Origin of the sequence: Stutzerimonas stutzeri (assembly GCF_002890895.1) — a bacterium.
GTDB classification, from domain to species: Bacteria; Pseudomonadota; Gammaproteobacteria; order Pseudomonadales; family Pseudomonadaceae; genus Stutzerimonas; species Stutzerimonas stutzeri_AB.
Genome location: NZ_POUL01000004.1, coordinates 241,871 through 257,908 on the forward strand (window position 1 = coordinate 241,871; position 16,038 = coordinate 257,908).

General features: G+C 61.7%; 10 protein-coding genes. 4 read left to right on the top strand and 6 right to left on the bottom strand.

The features are described from left to right. Positions 1-198 precede the first annotated feature (198 nt). The 3 genes from pepN to CXK96_RS09495 all read left to right on the top strand — a co-directional run bounded on the left by pepN (position 199) and on the right by CXK96_RS09495 (position 6,600). Positions 199-2,856, top strand: a complete 2,658-nt coding sequence (gene pepN / locus CXK96_RS09485) for an aminopeptidase N (RefSeq protein WP_102836416.1) — start codon at positions 199-201, stop codon at positions 2,854-2,856. Between the two features lie 285 nt (positions 2,857-3,141). Further along, positions 3,142-4,233 (top strand): WD40/YVTN/BNR-like repeat-containing protein, encoded by a 1,092-nt coding sequence (locus CXK96_RS09490; RefSeq protein ID WP_102836214.1) that lies wholly within the window; start codon positions 3,142-3,144, stop codon positions 4,231-4,233. 12 nt (positions 4,234-4,245) lie between these two features. Continuing rightward, positions 4,246-6,600, top strand: a complete 2,355-nt coding sequence (locus tag CXK96_RS09495; protein ID WP_102836215.1) for an efflux RND transporter permease subunit — start codon at positions 4,246-4,248, stop codon at positions 6,598-6,600. A gap of 82 nt (positions 6,601-6,682) precedes the next feature. Here CXK96_RS09495 and CXK96_RS09500 read toward each other — a convergent pair whose 3' ends face one another. The 5 genes from CXK96_RS09500 to nirB form a co-directional block, all read right to left on the bottom strand. After that, on the bottom strand, positions 6,683-6,886 hold the full coding sequence (locus CXK96_RS09500) for a hypothetical protein (protein ID WP_102836216.1): 204 nt from the start codon (positions 6,884-6,886) through the stop codon (positions 6,683-6,685). Between the two features lie 102 nt (positions 6,887-6,988). Beyond that, a complete protein-coding gene (gene cobA, locus CXK96_RS09505; RefSeq protein ID WP_102836217.1) occupies positions 6,989-7,726 on the bottom strand; it encodes a uroporphyrinogen-III C-methyltransferase in 738 nt (245 codons plus the stop codon). A 65-nt stretch (positions 7,727-7,791) separates the two neighbouring features. Further along, a complete protein-coding gene (locus CXK96_RS09510; protein ID WP_102836218.1) occupies positions 7,792-10,488 on the bottom strand; it encodes a nitrate reductase in 2,697 nt (898 codons plus the stop codon). 189 nt (positions 10,489-10,677) lie between these two features. Then, a complete protein-coding gene (nirD, locus tag CXK96_RS09515) occupies positions 10,678-11,004 on the bottom strand; it encodes a nitrite reductase small subunit NirD (protein WP_102836219.1) in 327 nt (108 codons plus the stop codon). Positions 11,005-11,053: 49 nt separating this feature from the next. Further along, positions 11,054-13,504: a nitrite reductase large subunit NirB gene (nirB, locus tag CXK96_RS09520; RefSeq protein WP_102836220.1), complete on the bottom strand. Its 2,451-nt coding sequence runs from the start codon at positions 13,502-13,504 to the stop codon at positions 11,054-11,056. Positions 13,505-13,987: 483 nt separating this feature from the next. Here nirB and CXK96_RS09525 point away from each other — a divergent pair, with 483 nt between their 5' ends. Continuing rightward, complete coding sequence (locus CXK96_RS09525) at positions 13,988-14,308, top strand: hypothetical protein (protein ID WP_102836221.1); 321 nt, start codon at positions 13,988-13,990, stop codon at positions 14,306-14,308. A 14-nt stretch (positions 14,309-14,322) separates the two neighbouring features. Here the strand turns inward: CXK96_RS09525 and CXK96_RS09530 are convergent, their stop codons facing one another. After that, positions 14,323-15,996 (bottom strand): bifunctional protein-serine/threonine kinase/phosphatase, encoded by a 1,674-nt coding sequence (locus tag CXK96_RS09530; RefSeq protein WP_102836222.1) that lies wholly within the window; start codon positions 15,994-15,996, stop codon positions 14,323-14,325. Positions 15,997-16,038 lie beyond the last annotated feature (42 nt).

Below are 16,038 nucleotides of genomic sequence, written 5' to 3' on the forward strand. Positions count from 1 at the left end.
CCGGGTGGCGATCCACGGGTGGCCGTCCACCCAAATGAACACAGCGGCAAATTATTGGTGGATGTAGAAAGCGACATCCACCCTACGGATCGATCATGCAGCTACTGGTTGGATCACGCATGACGATCCGCCCGACAGATGCTATTCACTTGCAGCTTCAAGCTCGCCGCTTTTAGCTGCCTCGAAGAGGCCCAGCCGATGCGCATCGAACAACCGAAAGTCATTCATCTCAAGGATTATCAGGTTCCGGATTACCTGATCGATGAAACCCACCTGACCTTCGAGCTGTACGAGGACCGCACTGTGGTCCATGCGCAGCTGGTCATGCGGCGGAACCCGGAGGCGGGTGCCGGTCTGCCTTCCCTGCGGCTGGATGGCCAGGATCTCGAGCTGCTATCGCTGGCGATCAACGACCGTCAGCTCGGCCTGGGCGATTATGAAGTCGGCGAAGAAAGCCTGACGCTGCAGCCCGACGCGGCGAACTTCACCCTCGACAGCACAGTGGTGATTCACCCTGAAAGCAACACGGCGCTGGAGGGCCTCTACAAATCCGGCAGCATGTTCTGCACCCAATGTGAGGCCGAAGGCTTCCGCAAGATCACCTATTACCTGGACCGCCCGGATGTGATGAGCACCTTCACCACGACGGTCAGCGCCGAGAAGCAGGCCTATCCGATCCTGCTGTCCAACGGCAACCCGCTGGCCAGCGGCGAAGAAGACGACGGCCGTCACTGGGCGACCTGGGAAGATCCGTTCAAGAAGCCAGCCTATCTGTTCGCCCTGGTGGCGGGTGACCTCTGGTGTATCGAGGACAGCTTCACCACCATGAGCGGTCGGGATGTAGCGCTGCGCATCTACGTCGAGCCGGAGAATGTCGACAAATGCCAGCACGCCATGGACAGCCTGAAGAAGTCCATGAAGTGGGACGAGGAAGCCTACGGCCGCGAATACGATCTGGATATCTTCATGATCGTCGCGGTCAACGACTTCAACATGGGCGCCATGGAGAACAAGGGCCTCAACATCTTCAACTCCAGCGCGGTGCTGGCGCGCGCCGAAACGGCCACTGATGCTGCTCACCAGCGCGTCGAGGCCATCGTCGCTCACGAGTATTTCCACAACTGGTCGGGCAACCGCGTGACTTGCCGCGACTGGTTCCAGCTGTCGCTGAAGGAAGGCTTCACGGTATTCCGCGACTCGCAGTTTTCCGCTGATATGAACTCGCCGACTGTTAAGCGGGTGGAGGACGTGTCCTACCTGCGCACCCATCAGTTCGCCGAGGACGCCGGCCCGATGGCGCATTCGGTACGCCCGGAATCCTTCATCGAAATCTCCAACTTCTACACCCTGACCGTTTACGAGAAGGGCGCCGAAGTGGTTCGCATGATCCAGACGCTGCTGGGCGAGGAGGGTTTCCGCAAGGGCAGCGACCTCTACTTCGAGCGGCATGATGGCCAGGCCGTCACTGTTGACGATTTCGTCAAGGCCATGGAAGACGCCAACGGCGCCGACCTGACCCAGTTCAAGCGCTGGTACAGTCAGGCTGGCACACCGCGTCTGGTTGTCAGCGAGCAATACGACGCCACCGCAAAAACCTACAGCCTGACGTTCCGCCAGAGCTGCCCGCCGACGCCTGGGCAGAGCGAGAAGTCGGCGTTCGTCATCCCGGTCTCGCTGGGCCTGCTGGACGGGCAGGGCAATGAAATCGCCTTGCGCCTCCAAGGCGAAGACGCTGCAGTGGGCACTACCCGTGTGTTGGCAGTCGACCAGCCTGAGCAGACCTTCACTTTTGTCGACGTGCCAGAGCAGCCACTGCCGTCGCTGTTGCGCGGTTTCTCCGCACCGGTGAAGCTGGACTTCCCCTACAGCCGCGATCAGTTGATGTTCCTGATGCAGCATGACTCCGACGGCTTCAATCGCTGGGAAGCGGGCCAGCAGCTGTCGGTTCAGGTGCTGCAAGAGATGATCGGTCAACACCAGCGCGGCGAAGCGTTGCAGCTGGATCAACGGCTCGTTGCTGCGCTGCGCAGCCAGCTGGAAGATGAGAGTCTCGATCAGGCCATGGTTGCCGAAATGCTGTCACTGCCGAGTGAGGCCTACCTCACCGAAATCAGTGAGGTGGCTGACGTCGATGCCATCCACGCAGCGCGCGACTTCGCTCGCCATGGTATTTCTGCTGCTCTGTACGATCTGCTCTGGAAGCGTTATCAGGCCAATCGCGAGGTGTCGCGCCAGACGGCCTATGTCGCTGAAGCCAGCCACTTCGCCCGTCGCGCCTTGCAAAACATCGCGCTGTCATACCTGATGCTCAGCGGCAAGCCGGACGTGGTGGCTGCCTGCGTCGACCAGTTCGAGCAGGCCGATAACATGACCGAGCGCCTGACGGCGTTGGCGGTATTGGTCAATTCGAACTTCGAGGCCGAGCGCGCCAAGGCACTGGAAGCCTTTGCCGAGCACTTCAAGGACAACCCGCTGGTCATGGATCAGTGGTTCAGCGTCCAGGCCGGCAATACGCAACCGGGTGGCTTGGAGCGCGTCCAGCATCTGATGCAGCATCCGGCGTTCACGCTGAAGAACCCGAACAAGGTGCGTGCGTTGATCGGGGCCTTCGCCAATCAGAACCTGGTCAACTTCCACCGGGCCGATGGCGCTGGTTATCGCTTCCTCGCTGACCAGGTAATCGTACTCAACAAGCTCAATCCGCAGATCGCTTCACGGCTGCTGGCACCGCTGACCCGCTGGCGCAAGTACGATGCCGGTCGTCAGGGCCTGATGAAAACAGAGTTGGAGCGCATCCTGGCCTCCGGTGACTTGTCGAGTGATGTCTACGAGGTGGTAAGCAAGAGCCTTGCCTGATCAGGGCTGCGACTTGAGGCAATGACTGTCGAGAATCCCGCGCTTGCCGCGGGATTTTTCGTTCACAGAGGTGCTAGCCGGTCGCGATCAGACATCCCCTTCCAATGCCGGAGAAGAAGAGCGCCAAGCGCCGTGCCATAAGGCATACCTATCACGCAACATCATTGAGCCATGCTTAACAAAACATAACGTCCAGCCAATTGCCGCCGCTTTCGAAAGCCCTATAGCATGGCCTCGCCTGCCTTCCTACGCAGGCCTTACCTAATAAGAATAAAGGGGGTATGTATGAGTGAGCCCGTCATGTGGCGCACACCGGTTGGCCGCGTGGAAAAAACGACACGCACGCCGATGTTCCGTAGTCAATCGCCGCTGGCAAGAACGCTCTCGCTCTGCAGTGTTCTCTCCATCCTGTTTCTAGCCGCGCCTGCTCAGGCCCAAAACCCTGCCGAGCCGGGCGTTCGATATGCGATCGAATCGCAGAAAGCCGCCACAAGCTTGCTTCTCGATATTGCCCATGCCGGCAAGCGTCTGGTGGCGGCCGGTGATCGCGGCCACATCCTCTATTCCGACGACGGTGGTTCCAGCTGGACCCAGGCCAAGGTGCCTACCCGGCAGCTGCTGACGGCGGTGTACTTCGCTGACGAACAGCACGGTTGGGCGGTCGGTCACGACGCGCTGATCCTCGGCACCACGGACGGCGGTCAGACCTGGACGCAGCAGTACGAGAACCGCGAAGGCGAAGTGCCGTTGCTCGACGTCTGGTTCGAGAATGCCCAGCACGGTTTCGCCACCGGCGCTTACGGCGTGTTGTTGGAAACCACCGACGGCGGCGAGAACTGGGAAGACGTTGCCGATCGCCTGGACAACGAGGACGGCTCTCACCTCAATGCCATTGCCGAGATTCCCGGGTCCGGCCTGTTCATCGTCGGCGAGATGGGCGGCATGTTCCGCTCCGCCGACATAGGTGAGACCTGGGAGCGCGTTGAGTCTCCTTATCAGGGCTCGTTCTTTGGCGTCGTTGGCGGTGGCGAACCGGGTGTCGTGGTCGCGTTTGGCCTGCGCGGCAACCTGTTCCGCTCAACCGACTTTGGCGATAGCTGGCAAGCCATCGAGCTGTTGGACGATGGTGATGCGGTCGAGTCGGGACTGGCTGATGGCAACAGGCTGGCCGATGGACGCATCGTCGTAGTCGGCCACGGTGGCACCGTGCTCAGCAGCGAGGACAGCGGAAAGAGCTTCACGCTGTTTAGCCGGCCTGACCGGCGCTCCCTGTCGGGCGTCGTCTCCAATCCGGACGGCAACCTGATCCTCGTCGGGCAGAGTGGTGTCAGGATCGTTTCGCCGACCGGCGCCAACCTGCCTGCACAACAACAATAAGCCGGAGCCAACATGACCAAGCATCAGCAGAAGCCGGCGTCGTTTCTCGAGCGCCTGATATTCAACAATCGACCGGCAGTGATCCTTGTCTGCCTGTTGATCAGCGTGTTCCTGTTCTACCAGGCTGCCCAGGTTCGTCCTTCGACCAGCTTCGAAAAGATGATCCCGCTCGGGCATCCCTACATTCAGAACATGCTCCAGCATCGCGATGATCTGGCCAACCTGGGCAACACGGTGCGGATCTCCGTGGCAGCCAAGGACGGTGACATCTTCGCCAAGGACTACATGGAAACGCTGCGTCAGATCCATGACGAAGTGTTCTATATCCAGGGTGTCGACCGCTCCAACATGAAGTCGCTTTGGAGTCCCAGCGTTCGCTGGACCGAGGTGACAGAGCAGGGCTTCGCCGGCGGTGAGGTCATTCCACAGACCTATGACGGGTCGCCGGAAAGTCTCGATGACCTTCGCAGCAACATTCTCAAGTCGGGTCAGGTCGGGCGTCTGGTCGCCAACGACTTCAAGTCCAGCATCATCGACGTGCCGCTGATGGAGTCCTACTCGGATCCGGATGATCGCAGCAAGCAGATCAAGCTCGACTACCAGAAGTTCTCTCACGAGCTGGAAGAGAAGATTCGCGACAAGTACGAGGCGCAGAATCCGAATGTGGAGATTCACATCATCGGTTTCGCCAAAAAGGTCGGTGACCTGATTGATGGTCTGGTCGGCGTCGCACTGTTCTTCTTTGTCGCCATCGGCATCACGCTGGCGCTGCTGTTGTGGTTCACCCGCTGCTTCAAGAGCACCATCGCGGTAGTGGTGACTACCCTGATTGCCGTGGCCTGGCAGCTTGGTCTGCTGCACACCCTTGGATTCGGGCTCGATCCCTATTCGATGCTGGTGCCGTTCCTGGTATTTGCCATCGGGATCTCCCATGGCGTGCAGAAGATCAACGGTATCGCCATGGCTTCCGGCGAAACCGACGACCCGTTAGCTGCGGCACGGATGGCGTTCCGCCAACTGTTCATTCCCGGCATGGTGGCCTTGGCGTCCGACGCCGTCGGCTTCGTGACCCTGCTGTTGATCGATATCGGGGTAATCCGCGAACTGGCGATCGGTGCTTCGCTGGGTGTGGCGGTCATTATTCTGACCAACCTGATCCTGCTGCCGGTGGCGATTTCCTACATGGGCATCAGTCAGCGTGCCGTCAAGCAGGCTCGAGAGGAGGCCGCGCGTAACCACCCGTTCTGGCGTCTGCTGTCCAACTTTGCCAACCCGATCGTCGCGCCTATTTCCATTGTCATTGCGCTGCTCGCCGTGGGTGGTGGACTTTGGTACGGACAGAACCTGAAGATCGGTGACCTCGACCAGGGCGCACCGGAACTGCACCCGGACTCGCGTTACAACCTCGACAACGACTTCGTCATCAGCAACTACTCGACCAGTTCGGACGTGCTGGTGGTGATGGTAAAGACGGCGCCCGAGGGCTGTGCCCATTACGACACGCTCGCCGCCATGGACGAGCTGATGTGGAAAATGGAGAACACTGAGGGTGTCCAGTCAGCGGTGTCGATGGTCACCGTGGCGCGGCAAAGCATCAAGGGCATGAACGAGGGCAGCCTGAAGTGGGAGACCTTGTCTCGTAACCAGTTCGTGCTGAACAGCTCCATCGCTCGCGCCGAAGGCATGTACAACAGTGATTGCTCGCTCGCGCCGGTGCTGGTGTTCCTCAATGACCACAAAGCCGAGACGCTGGAGCATGTTGTTTCTGCGGCCCGCGAGTTCGCCGAGGAAAACAACCGCGAAGGGCTAGAGTTCGTCCTTGCTGCAGGCAATGCCGGTATCGAAGCAGCGACCAACGAAGTCATCGCCGCCTCCGAAACCACCATGCTGATTGCGGTCTACGCAGCGGTGAGTTTCATGTGCTTGCTGACCTTCCGCTCCGTCGCTGCGACCCTGTGCATCGTCCTGCCACTGGTGCTGACTTCCATCCTAGGCAACGCGTTGATGGCCTTCATGGGGATTGGCGTAAAAGTCGCGACGCTGCCGGTGATCGCACTCGGGGTGGGTATTGGTGTGGACTACGGCATCTATATCTACAGCCGTCTGGAATCCTACCTGCGCCAGGGCATGACGCTGCAGGATGCCTATTACGAAACCCTGAAGTCGACAGGCAAGGCGGTGGTTTTCACCGGCATCTGCCTGGCGATCGGTGTGTTCACCTGGGTGTTCTCGGCGATCAAGTTCCAGGCTGACATGGGCTTGATGTTGACCTTCATGTTCCTCTGGAACATGGTCGGCGCGATCTGGCTGCTGCCTGCATTGGCGCGCTTCCTGATCAAACCGGAGAAGCTGCGGCAGAAGGCGTGATGCTCGAGCCGTGACAAAAAAACCGCGACCTCAGGGTCGCGGTTTTTTTATATCCCGCTGGACCTGCAGATGACGCACCCAGTTATGGCTGAACGTTCTTGATCAGTTGCAACTTGACTGGATAGCCCTGGGCAGGCTGCACCACGGTTTCGGTCTCGGTGATGTTCAACACTTTTCCGCTCGGATCTTTTGTCACCGTTACGGTCTTGGTGTACGTGCTTTGCACGACGCAGCCTGTCAGCAAGGCTGCAGCAGCTAGGGCAGCGAAATATGCGGGCGTTTTCATCGGTTGGCTCCGTGCCTAAATGTGGGGCGCGGAAACTACCATCGCATTGCCATCATGGCCACCGAACCAATCAAACGCCTTTGTGAGTCCAATGCACGCAGGCTATGCGATTCGGCTCAAAACCTGCGTTACGGCCTGCGCCGCGACCTCACCGATGACCAGAATCGCTGGGCTCTTGAGCTGAAAAGCGGCTGCGTCAGCGCACATCACACCGAGCTGCGAACGACATTCGCGTTGCTGGGGCAATGAGGCGTTTTCGATCATCGCCACCGGGGTGCTGGCCGACAGGCCGCCTTCCATGAGACCGAGCTGAACCTGCTGCAAGCTGCTTACACCCATGTAGACGACCAGGGTAGTGCCGGTTTTCGCAAGCGCATGCCACTCGGGGCTGCTGCCGTCGAGCGTGTGCGCGGTGACCAGCGTCACGCCGCGTGCCACGCCGCGCTGGGTCAGCGAGATACCGCACTGTGTGGCACCAGCCAGGCCGGCGGTGATGCCATTCACCAGTTCGACCTCTATCCCGCGCTGGGCCAGCCATTCGGCTTCTTCGCCACCGCGGCCGAAAATGCACGGATCGCCACCTTTCAGGCGCACCACGCATTTGCCCTGGCGTGCATAGCGCAGCATCAACCGATGGATGAAGGCTTGTGGTGTCGACCGGCAGCCGCCGCGTTTGCCCACTGGGATCACCCGTGCGTTGGGGCAGTGTTCGAGAATGGCGGGATTGACCAGATCATCGATCAGTACGACCTGTGCCTCACCCATGGCGCGTACGGCCTTGAGTGTCAGCAGCTCCGGATCACCGGGCCCAGCGCCAACCAGCCAGACTTTTGCGCTCATGTTTCCACCTCACCTGTTGCTTTAATCACGTCGGCGACGCGCCTGGCATCGCCAGCTGTTGATGTTCAAGCCACTGCCGGTTGTTTCACCAGCAGCCGCTTGATTTCCGGTACACAGGAGCCGCAGCTGGTGCCGCAACCCAGCTCCCGCTTCAATCCATTCAAATCCAGGCCCCGCTCAATGCCTGAACAGATCGCGTCCTGGCTGACGTTCATGCAGTTGCAAAGCGTCTTCGCGGGGCGCACGTCGCCGCCTGGCGGCGTGCTCAACGGCGCGAGCAACCAGCGGCGCAGTGCCTGGTCGGCCTTGCCGTCGTGCCAGAGTTGCTTGAGCCAGTCGCGCGCGGCGGTTTCGCCGGACAGACTGAGGGCGACAATACGGCCATCCTCGATACGCACCCGCTTGCCGACGCTGCGTCGCGGGTCGTCATAGACCAGCACAGGGCCTTCATCCAGGCCGAGCAGTTGCTCAAGTTGCGCCAGTTGCGTGCAGCTAGGCGGCTCGTTGCATGCCGCGCGGATCACCAGCGCCGGCCGCTCGCGGCCGGTCAGGCTGAAGCTGGCGTAGGCGAAGCCTTCGAACAGCGGGCGCAGCGCTTCGAAGCGTTTCTGCACGGAGCCTTCGACGAGGGCAAAGAACTGCCACGGCAGCTCAATCTTTTCCACCTCGACCCCGGCGTGCTTGAGTTCCGGTTGCTTGGAAATCGGGTCGAAGGCCGGCAGCGTGAGGCTGTTGACGCCCAAGCCCTTGAGGAAGCGGTCACCCCAATGCATCGGCAGGAAAGCCTGGCCCGGACGTAGGCTGTCGTCCTTGTGAACCGGCAACAGCAGCTCGCCACGGCGGCTACGCACCTTGACCAGTTGGCCATCGAGCAGGCGACGACGGCGCATGTCATTGCCGTTCATGCTGAGCAGTGCTTCTTCGACGTGGCCGAATAGGCGCGCAGCGGTTCCGGTGCGGCTCATGCCGTGCCAGTGATCACGCAGGCGGCCGGTGTTCAGCGTCAACGGGAACCGCGCCTCGCGCTTCTCCTTCGGCGCCTGATATTGCTCGGCGAGGAAACGTGCGCGGCCGTTGTCGGTCGGGAACACCCCGTCTTCGTAGAGCCGCGGCGTGCCTTGCCGAGCACCAGCGGGGAAAGGCCATTGCTGCGGGCCGAGACGGTCGATCACGGCGTGGCTGAGGCCGGACAGGTCAAGGTCGCGGCCCTGCGTGAGCAGCTTGTATTCCTCGAACAGCGCCGCTGGGTTGTTGAAGTCGAACAGGCTGGCCTGACCGGGACGCATCAGGCTTTCCAGCCGCCGAGCAAAATCGCAGGTGATCGACCAGTCGGCACGCGCCTCACCCGGTGCGGTGATGGCCGAGCGCACATGGCTGACGCGGCGTTCGGAATTGGTCACCGTGCCTTCCTTTTCGCCCCAACTGGCGGCGGGTAATAGCAGGTCGGCGTAGCGGCAGGTTTCAGTGGTGAAGAAGGCTTCCTGCACCACCACGAACGGGCAAGCCGCTAGGGCTTCGTGAACCTTCTGCTGGTCCGGCATCGATTGCGCGGGGTTGGTGCAGGCGATCCACAGGGCTTTGATCTTGCCGCTGCGCACCGCCTCGAACAGCTCGATGGCCGAGAGACCAGCGGTTTCCGGCAGTGCCGGCACGCCCCAATAGTCGGCGACCTCGGCGCGATGCTCGGCATTGCCAGCTTCGCGATGACCGGGTAGCAGGTTGGACAGGCTGCCCGTCTCGCGGCCACCCATGGCATTGGGCTGACCGGTCAGCGAGAAGGGGCCGGCGCCAGGCTTGCCAATCTGCCCGGTAGCCAGATGCAGGTTGATCAATGCACTGTTCTTGGCGCTGCCGGCCGTGGACTGGTTGACGCCCATGCACCAGAGCGAAAGGAAGCTCGGCGCGCTGCCGATCGTGCGCGCGCAATCCTGCAGCTCGGCCACGCTGATGCCGCAGAGGTCCGCGACCAGGGCCGGGCTGTAGTCGCGAACCAGGCGCTTCAGGTCCTCGAAACCGTCGGTGTGGGCTTCGACGAAGTCCCGGTCGATCCAGCCCTCCCACAGCAGTATGTGCAGGATGCCGTGGAACAGCGCGACGTCCGTGCCCGGAAGAATCGCCAGATGCTGGTCGGCCAGCTCGGCGGTGTCGGTAAGCCGTGGATCGACCACGATGACCTGCATCTCGGGTCGTTTAGCCTTGGCTTCTTCGAGTCGGCGAAACAGCACCGGATGCGCATAGGCCATGTTGCTGCCGACGATCAGCACGCAGTCGCTTTGCTCAATGTCTTCGTAACTGCAGGGTGGCGCGTCGGCACCGAGGCTGCGCTTGTAGCCAACCACGGCTGAGGACATGCACAGGCGCGAGTTCGAGTCGATGTTGTTAGTGCCCACCAGCGCGCGGGCCAGCTTGTTGAACGCGTAGTAATCCTCGGTCAGCAACTGCCCGGAGATATAGAAGGCAACACTGTCCGGCCCGTGCTCGGCGATGGTCTCGGCGAATACATTGGCAGCATGATCGAGCGCGCTGTCCCAGCCGGTACGTGTACGGGCCAGGGCTTTGCCCAAGCGCAGCTCGGGGTAGAGCGCCCGGGCGTCGAGATCGCCGGTCAGGTGCAGGGTCGAGCCCTTGCTGCACAGCTTGCCGAAGTTTGCTGGATGGCTGGGGTCGCCGTTGACATCAAGGATGCGCTCGCCGTCGTGCTCGATCAGCACGCCGCAGCCCACGCCGCAGTAGCAGCAGGTAGAGGCGGTTGTCATTTGCATGGCGCGGTCTCCTGATGAGATTCCCTAACCGTAGGGTGGGCTTTAGCCCACCGTGGCTTGGCTTTAGCAACGGTCTTCAGCATTGAATTTCCAGCACGCATCTCTCTTCTATAACCCGAGCTGCGGTTGCGCGGGTTGGTGGGCTGAAGCGGAGCGCCGCCCGGCCCACCCTACGGTTGCCCGCCACGCTCAGGCGCACTCAGTTGCGCTGTTCAGCGAAAGCAGCACGCGACCGTTCTCGATGCGGGCTTCATGGCGGTGCGCACAGCCAACATCGGGCGCGACCGCTTCGCCGCTGTCGAGGTTGATCTGCCAGTTGTGCAGCGGGCAGGCGACCTGCTTACCGAACACGATGCCCTGGGACAGTGGGCCGCCCTTGTGCGGGCAGCGGTCGTCCAGCGCGAACACTTGATCGTCGGCGGTACGGAATACCGCAATGTCGCCTTTCGGCCCGGCGACAATGCGTGCGCCGAGTGGGTTGATCTCGTCCAGGGAGCAGATATCGAACCATTTCATGGAGTATTTCCTCGCGATGGGGTGATCGGCTGGAGCTGACGGCGGCCGCTCATGCCGGCTCGATCTGGGTCAACTGGATGGTTTCGTACTCTTTCTTCAACGATTGCTCGGCGATGGCCTTCTTCCAGCCGTCGCCCTCGAAACTCAGCGAGAACATCAGCCGCTGGGCCAGCGCCTTGCGCCGGGCTTCGTCCTCGAGAACGACCTTCTTGATGTGTTCCAGGCCGACCCGCTGCATGTAGTGCACGGTGCGCTCGAGGTAGAAGGCTTCTTCGCGGTAGAGCTGAAGAAAGGCAAAGCTGTACTCGGCGACTTCGTCCGCGGTCTTGACCTTGACGAAGAATTCACCGGCCTCGGTCTTGATCCCGCCATTGCCGCCGACGTAGAGCTCCCAGCCCGAGTCCACGCCGATGATGCCGACGTCCTTGATGCCCGATTCGGCGCAGTTGCGTGGACAGGCGGAGACGGCCAGCTTGACCTTGTGCGGCGAGTACATACCGAACAGCGCCTTCTCCAGATCGATGCCCAGCGCGGTCGAGTTCTGGGTGCCGAAGCGGCAGAATTCCTTGCCGACGCAGGTCTTCACGGTACGAATGGATTTGCCGTAGGCGTGGCCGTCCGGCATGTCCAGATCCTGCCAGACGTTCGGCAGGTCATCTTTCTTGATGCCCAGCAGGTCGATGCGCTGGCCACCGGTGACCTTGACCATCGGCACCTGGTACTTGTCGGCAACATCCGCAATGCGGCGCAGCTCGGCAGCATTGGTCACGCCGCCGAACATGCGGGGCACCACCGAGTAGGTGCCGTCTTTCTGGATATTGGCGTGGGCGCGCTCGTTGATGAAGCGCGACTGGGGGTCGTCCTTCGCTTCGCCCGGCCAGGAGGAGATGAGGTAGTAGTTCAACGCCGGGCGGCAGGTGGCGCAGCCGTTGGGAGTGCGCCAGTTCAGGTAGCTCATCACATCCGGAATGCTGATCAGGTGTTGCTCGACAATGGCTTTGCGCACCTGCCCATGCGGGAGATCACTGCACCCGCAGATGGCTTTCTCGCTCTTGGGCTTTACGTCCGCCGCGCCGCCAACGGTGTTCATCAGGATCTGTTCGACCAGCCCGGCACAGGAGCCGCAGGAGCTGGCCGCCTTGGTGTGCTTCTTCACGTCGTCAACGGAGAACAGCCCGTGCTCCTGAATCGCCTTGACGATGTCGCCCTTGCACACACCGTTGCAGCCGCAGACTTCCATGCCGTCGGGCATGGCCATCGCCTTGTTCTGGCCCTGATGACCGGTGTCACCGATGGCGCCTTCACCGAACATCAGGTGATCGCGAATTTCGCTGACGTTATGGCCTTCGCGCACCTGACGGAAATACCAGCCACCGTCGGCCGTATCGCCGTACAGGCAAGCGCCGACGAGAATGTTGTCCTTGATCACCAGCTTCTTGTAGACCCCGCCGATGGGGTCGGAAAGGGTGATGGTCTCGGTGCCTTCACCGCCGAGAAAATCGCCAGCGGAGAACAGGTCGATGCCGGTGACCTTGAGCTTGGTCGAGGTCACCGAGCCGAGATAGCGCGAGAAACCGAGCATCGCCAGGTGGTTGGCGCAGACCTTGGCCTGCTCGAACAGCGGCGCCACCAGGCCGTAGGCTGTGCCGCGATGGTTGGCACACTCGCCGACGGCATACACGCGCGGGTCATAGGTTTGCAGGGTGTCATTGACCAGGATGCCGCGGTCACAGGGGATGCCGGCCTTCTCGGCCAGCGCGCTGTTGGGTCGGATACCGGCGGCCATCACCACCAGATCGGCGTCGATGACCTCGTCATCGGCAAAGCGCACGGCCTTGACCCGACCGGCTTCGTTGCCGATCAGCTCGGCGGTCTGCTTTTTCATCTTGAAGCTCAAGCCGCGGCTTTCCAGGGCGTTCTGCAGGAGGGTGCCGGCCGTCTTGTCGAGCTGGCGCTCCATCGGCCATTCACCGATGTGCACAACCGTGACGTCCATGCCGCGCAGCTTCAGACCGTTGGCGGCTTCCAGCCCAAGCAGTCCGCCACCGATTACCACGGCGTGCTTGTGGGTCTTGGCAGCGTCCATCATCGCCTGCGTGTCAGCGATGTCGCGATAACCGATCACGCCCTCCAGATCATTGCCGGGAACCGGCAGGATGAAGGGATTCGACCCTGTGGCGATCAGCAGTCGGTCATATTCCGCCTCGCTGCCATCCTCAGCGATCACACGGCGCTTGACCCTGTCGATCTCGACCACCTTGCGGTTCAGCATCAAGCGGATGTTGTTGTCGGCGTACCACTTGAGATCGTTGAGCACGATCTCCTCGAAGGTCTGCTCTCCGGCCAGCACAGGGGAGAGCAGGATTCGGTTGTAGTTGGGATGCGGCTCGGCACCGAACACGGTGATGTCGTAAAGCTCGGGGGCAAGCTTGAGCAGCTCTTCCAGGGTGCGTACCCCGGCCATGCCGTTGCCGATCATCACCAGCTTGAGTTTCTTCATGCCGTTCTCCCCGTAGACCGAGCAGTCGATAGCTGCCTGCCGTGCCGTTGTAAAAATCCAGAACGAAAAAAGGCGTCCCACTGATCTCCCAGTGAGGACGCCTTTGTCCTTTTTTCCGTATTCGGAGCCCGACCCTCCACGTTGAAGGTCTGGCCTATGTGAGGCAGGTAATGCAGAGGCTGTGCCAACCGGGCTTTTGAGTGTTTTCAGCGGTTTAGCTGCCGTTACGTGAACGCAATTGGCGATTTATTGCACCGCGATGAAGCGCTCTGCGCAGCACTGGTGCAGGCCGGCACCCAAGCCTGCCGGAAATTGGCCGTTGACAGCCGCCGTGCCGCTTTTCTATTGTTCAGCCCATGCGCCGATTTAGTCAGCTACTTGCGGGGCGCCCGGAGCCGAAGGCTTCGAAATACCGCTAAAGCGCTGGTTCGGTGTCGCCTCCCACCGCTGCCCAGCGGAATTCTTGAGGCGGGACTTCTCCCAATGAATGCACTGCAACGCGCTCCTCTACGCTTGGCCCCGATCACTGGCGGGCTGGTTCGTAGCAATCCAAAAATCCTCCTTGGCGGTAGCCATCAGCCCTCGCTTCTGCGCTATCTGGATGGCTGGCCGAAGCGCTGGGGCAGACCGCGCGCCTTTGTCGTTCAGTTCACCGGAGCTGATGAGTCGCTGGCGCACTTCGCCTCCAACAGTTTTGACCTGGCGGTCGTCCAGGCGCCGAGCGCGGAGCGTCTGGAGGAGTGTGTGCGGCAGCTGACGCGCGTTTCTCGGCAAGGCTTGATCGTCCGACGCGTCAGCATTTGACGGCAGGCTGATCGCTAAGCGCCTTTCGCCCACCAGACGAGCATGACCAGGTTCAACAGCAGTGAGCACAAGGCCAGGCTGCGCCAGACCTTCAACGGTTCACGCTCCAGCAGCGGCAGTTTGGGTGCAGCGCCTGCCAGGCGCTCGCCCTGTTCCAGGGTCAACAGCCATTCTTCCGCCGTTTCGAAGCGCTGTGAGGGATCAGCCGCGACGGCGCGTTTGAGCATGTCGTCCAGCCATTGGGGCAGGTCGGGGCGATAGCGACTGGCCGGCACCGGGTTGCCGAAACGCGGCCGCTGGAAGGCTTCGATTTCGCCGTACGGGTAGTGGCCTGTGAGCAGATAAAAAAGCGTGACGCCGGCTGCGTAGAGGTCCTGTTCCCGGCTTGGCTCTGCGCCAGCAAAGGCTTCCGGGGCGATGTAGCTCGGCGTACCCGGCAGGTTGTGCGGTTGATCCTGGGACAGGCCCGGGCAGTAGGCGAGGCCGAAGTCCAGCAGGCGTAGCTCACCGGCATCATCGCTGTGCAGATTTTCCGGCTTGATGTCGCGGTGCAGGATGTTGCGCCGATGCAACATGCCCAGCGTGCGGATCAGGCGTGGCGTCAGCTGCAACCAGTCGACCATCGCCATCGAGCCCTGCTGGGTGAACAGCTGGGCGAGGGTCTGGCCGCTGTACTCGCGCTGGACGTAGTACAGGTGCTGGCGCTGCGGCAGGCCGTGGGTTTCCGGAAAGTGCCGGCCAGCGACGCGGCGTAAAAACCATTCTTCCTGCAGCAGTGCCGGCCCGGCTTGAGGCTCGTCATGACGACCTGGCGGCAAGGTCTTCAACAGCCAGGGCTGACCCTGCTGATCGCTGACCCGGTAAACCCGCGATTGCCGCGACTCGGCCAATAACGCCGTGACTGTCCAGCCTTCGAACACCTGCCCCGGGCGCAGCTTTGGCGGCAGGGGCCAGCTCGCCAGTTGCGCGAGTGAGTCAGCCAGCGCCGTTTCCGGCAGTTCGTCGACCCGGAGCAGCAGCGCGCTGGCGTTGTCCTGGCTGCCGGTCTGGTGGGCGAGATGGACCAGCGCATGGGCCGCGCGCGCGAGATCCGGCTCGGCCCGCAGGATGTTCTGAATATCGCCCTCGGTAATGCTGGCCCAGACGCCGTCGCTCAGCAGCACAAAGCTTTCGCCAAGCCTGAGTTCGCCGTCGAGATAATCCACCACCAGGTGCTGGTCCAGCCCCATCGCGCGCTTGAGCACGTGCTGCATGTTGGGTTGTTCCCAGACATGGTCTTCGCTTAGCCGCTGCAGCTCCCCATTCAACCAGCGGTAGGCGCGACAATCGCCAACATGGGCGAGGGTGAAGCGGCGCCCGCGCAGTACCAGCGCGGTCAGGGTCGTGAGCAGCGGCAGCCCGCCGCCTTTGGCCTGTAGCCAGCGATTGTGCGCTACCAACAGTCGATCCAGCGACTGCGCGACGGTCCAGGTTTCCGGCGTGGCGTAGTAGTCGGTCGCCAATGCCTGCAGGGTCGCCCGAGCGGCGAGGCCGCCGTCAGCGCAGTGGCTGACGCCATCGGCGATGGCGAACAGCGCCCCCTTGCTGGCAGCAAGGCCCGGGGTCGGTGTCACGATCCGCAGGGCGTCCTGGTTTTCTTCGCGGGGGCCGGTGGCGGTGGCTTCACCAAACGACAGCTGCAAGGGCATGGGCGAAACTCCAATGGCGCGCCTGCAAAAACGAACGACGAA

Bases quoted from the DNA above. Each gene is read 5' to 3' on its own strand.
- CXK96_RS09500 (WP_102836216.1), bottom strand. From the start codon at position 6,886: ATGAAAACGCCCGCATATTTCGCTGCCCTAGCTGCTGCAGCCTTGCTG.
- nirD (WP_102836219.1), bottom strand. From the start codon at position 11,004: ATGAAATGGTTCGATATCTGCTCCCTGGACGAGATCAACCCACTCGGC.
- CXK96_RS09530 (WP_102836222.1), bottom strand. From the start codon at position 15,996: ATGCCCTTGCAGCTGTCGTTTGGTGAAGCCACCGCCACCGGCCCCCGC.
- nirB (WP_102836220.1), bottom strand. From the start codon at position 13,504: ATGAAGAAACTCAAGCTGGTGATGATCGGCAACGGCATGGCCGGGGTA.
- pepN (WP_102836416.1), top strand. From the start codon at position 199: ATGCGCATCGAACAACCGAAAGTCATTCATCTCAAGGATTATCAGGTT.
- CXK96_RS09490 (WP_102836214.1), top strand. From the start codon at position 3,142: ATGAGTGAGCCCGTCATGTGGCGCACACCGGTTGGCCGCGTGGAAAAA.
- CXK96_RS09525 (WP_102836221.1), top strand. From the start codon at position 13,988: ATGAATGCACTGCAACGCGCTCCTCTACGCTTGGCCCCGATCACTGGC.
- CXK96_RS09510 (WP_102836218.1), bottom strand. From the start codon at position 10,488: ATGCAAATGACAACCGCCTCTACCTGCTGCTACTGCGGCGTGGGCTGC.
- CXK96_RS09495 (WP_102836215.1), top strand. From the start codon at position 4,246: ATGACCAAGCATCAGCAGAAGCCGGCGTCGTTTCTCGAGCGCCTGATA.
- cobA (WP_102836217.1), bottom strand. From the start codon at position 7,726: ATGAGCGCAAAAGTCTGGCTGGTTGGCGCTGGGCCCGGTGATCCGGAG.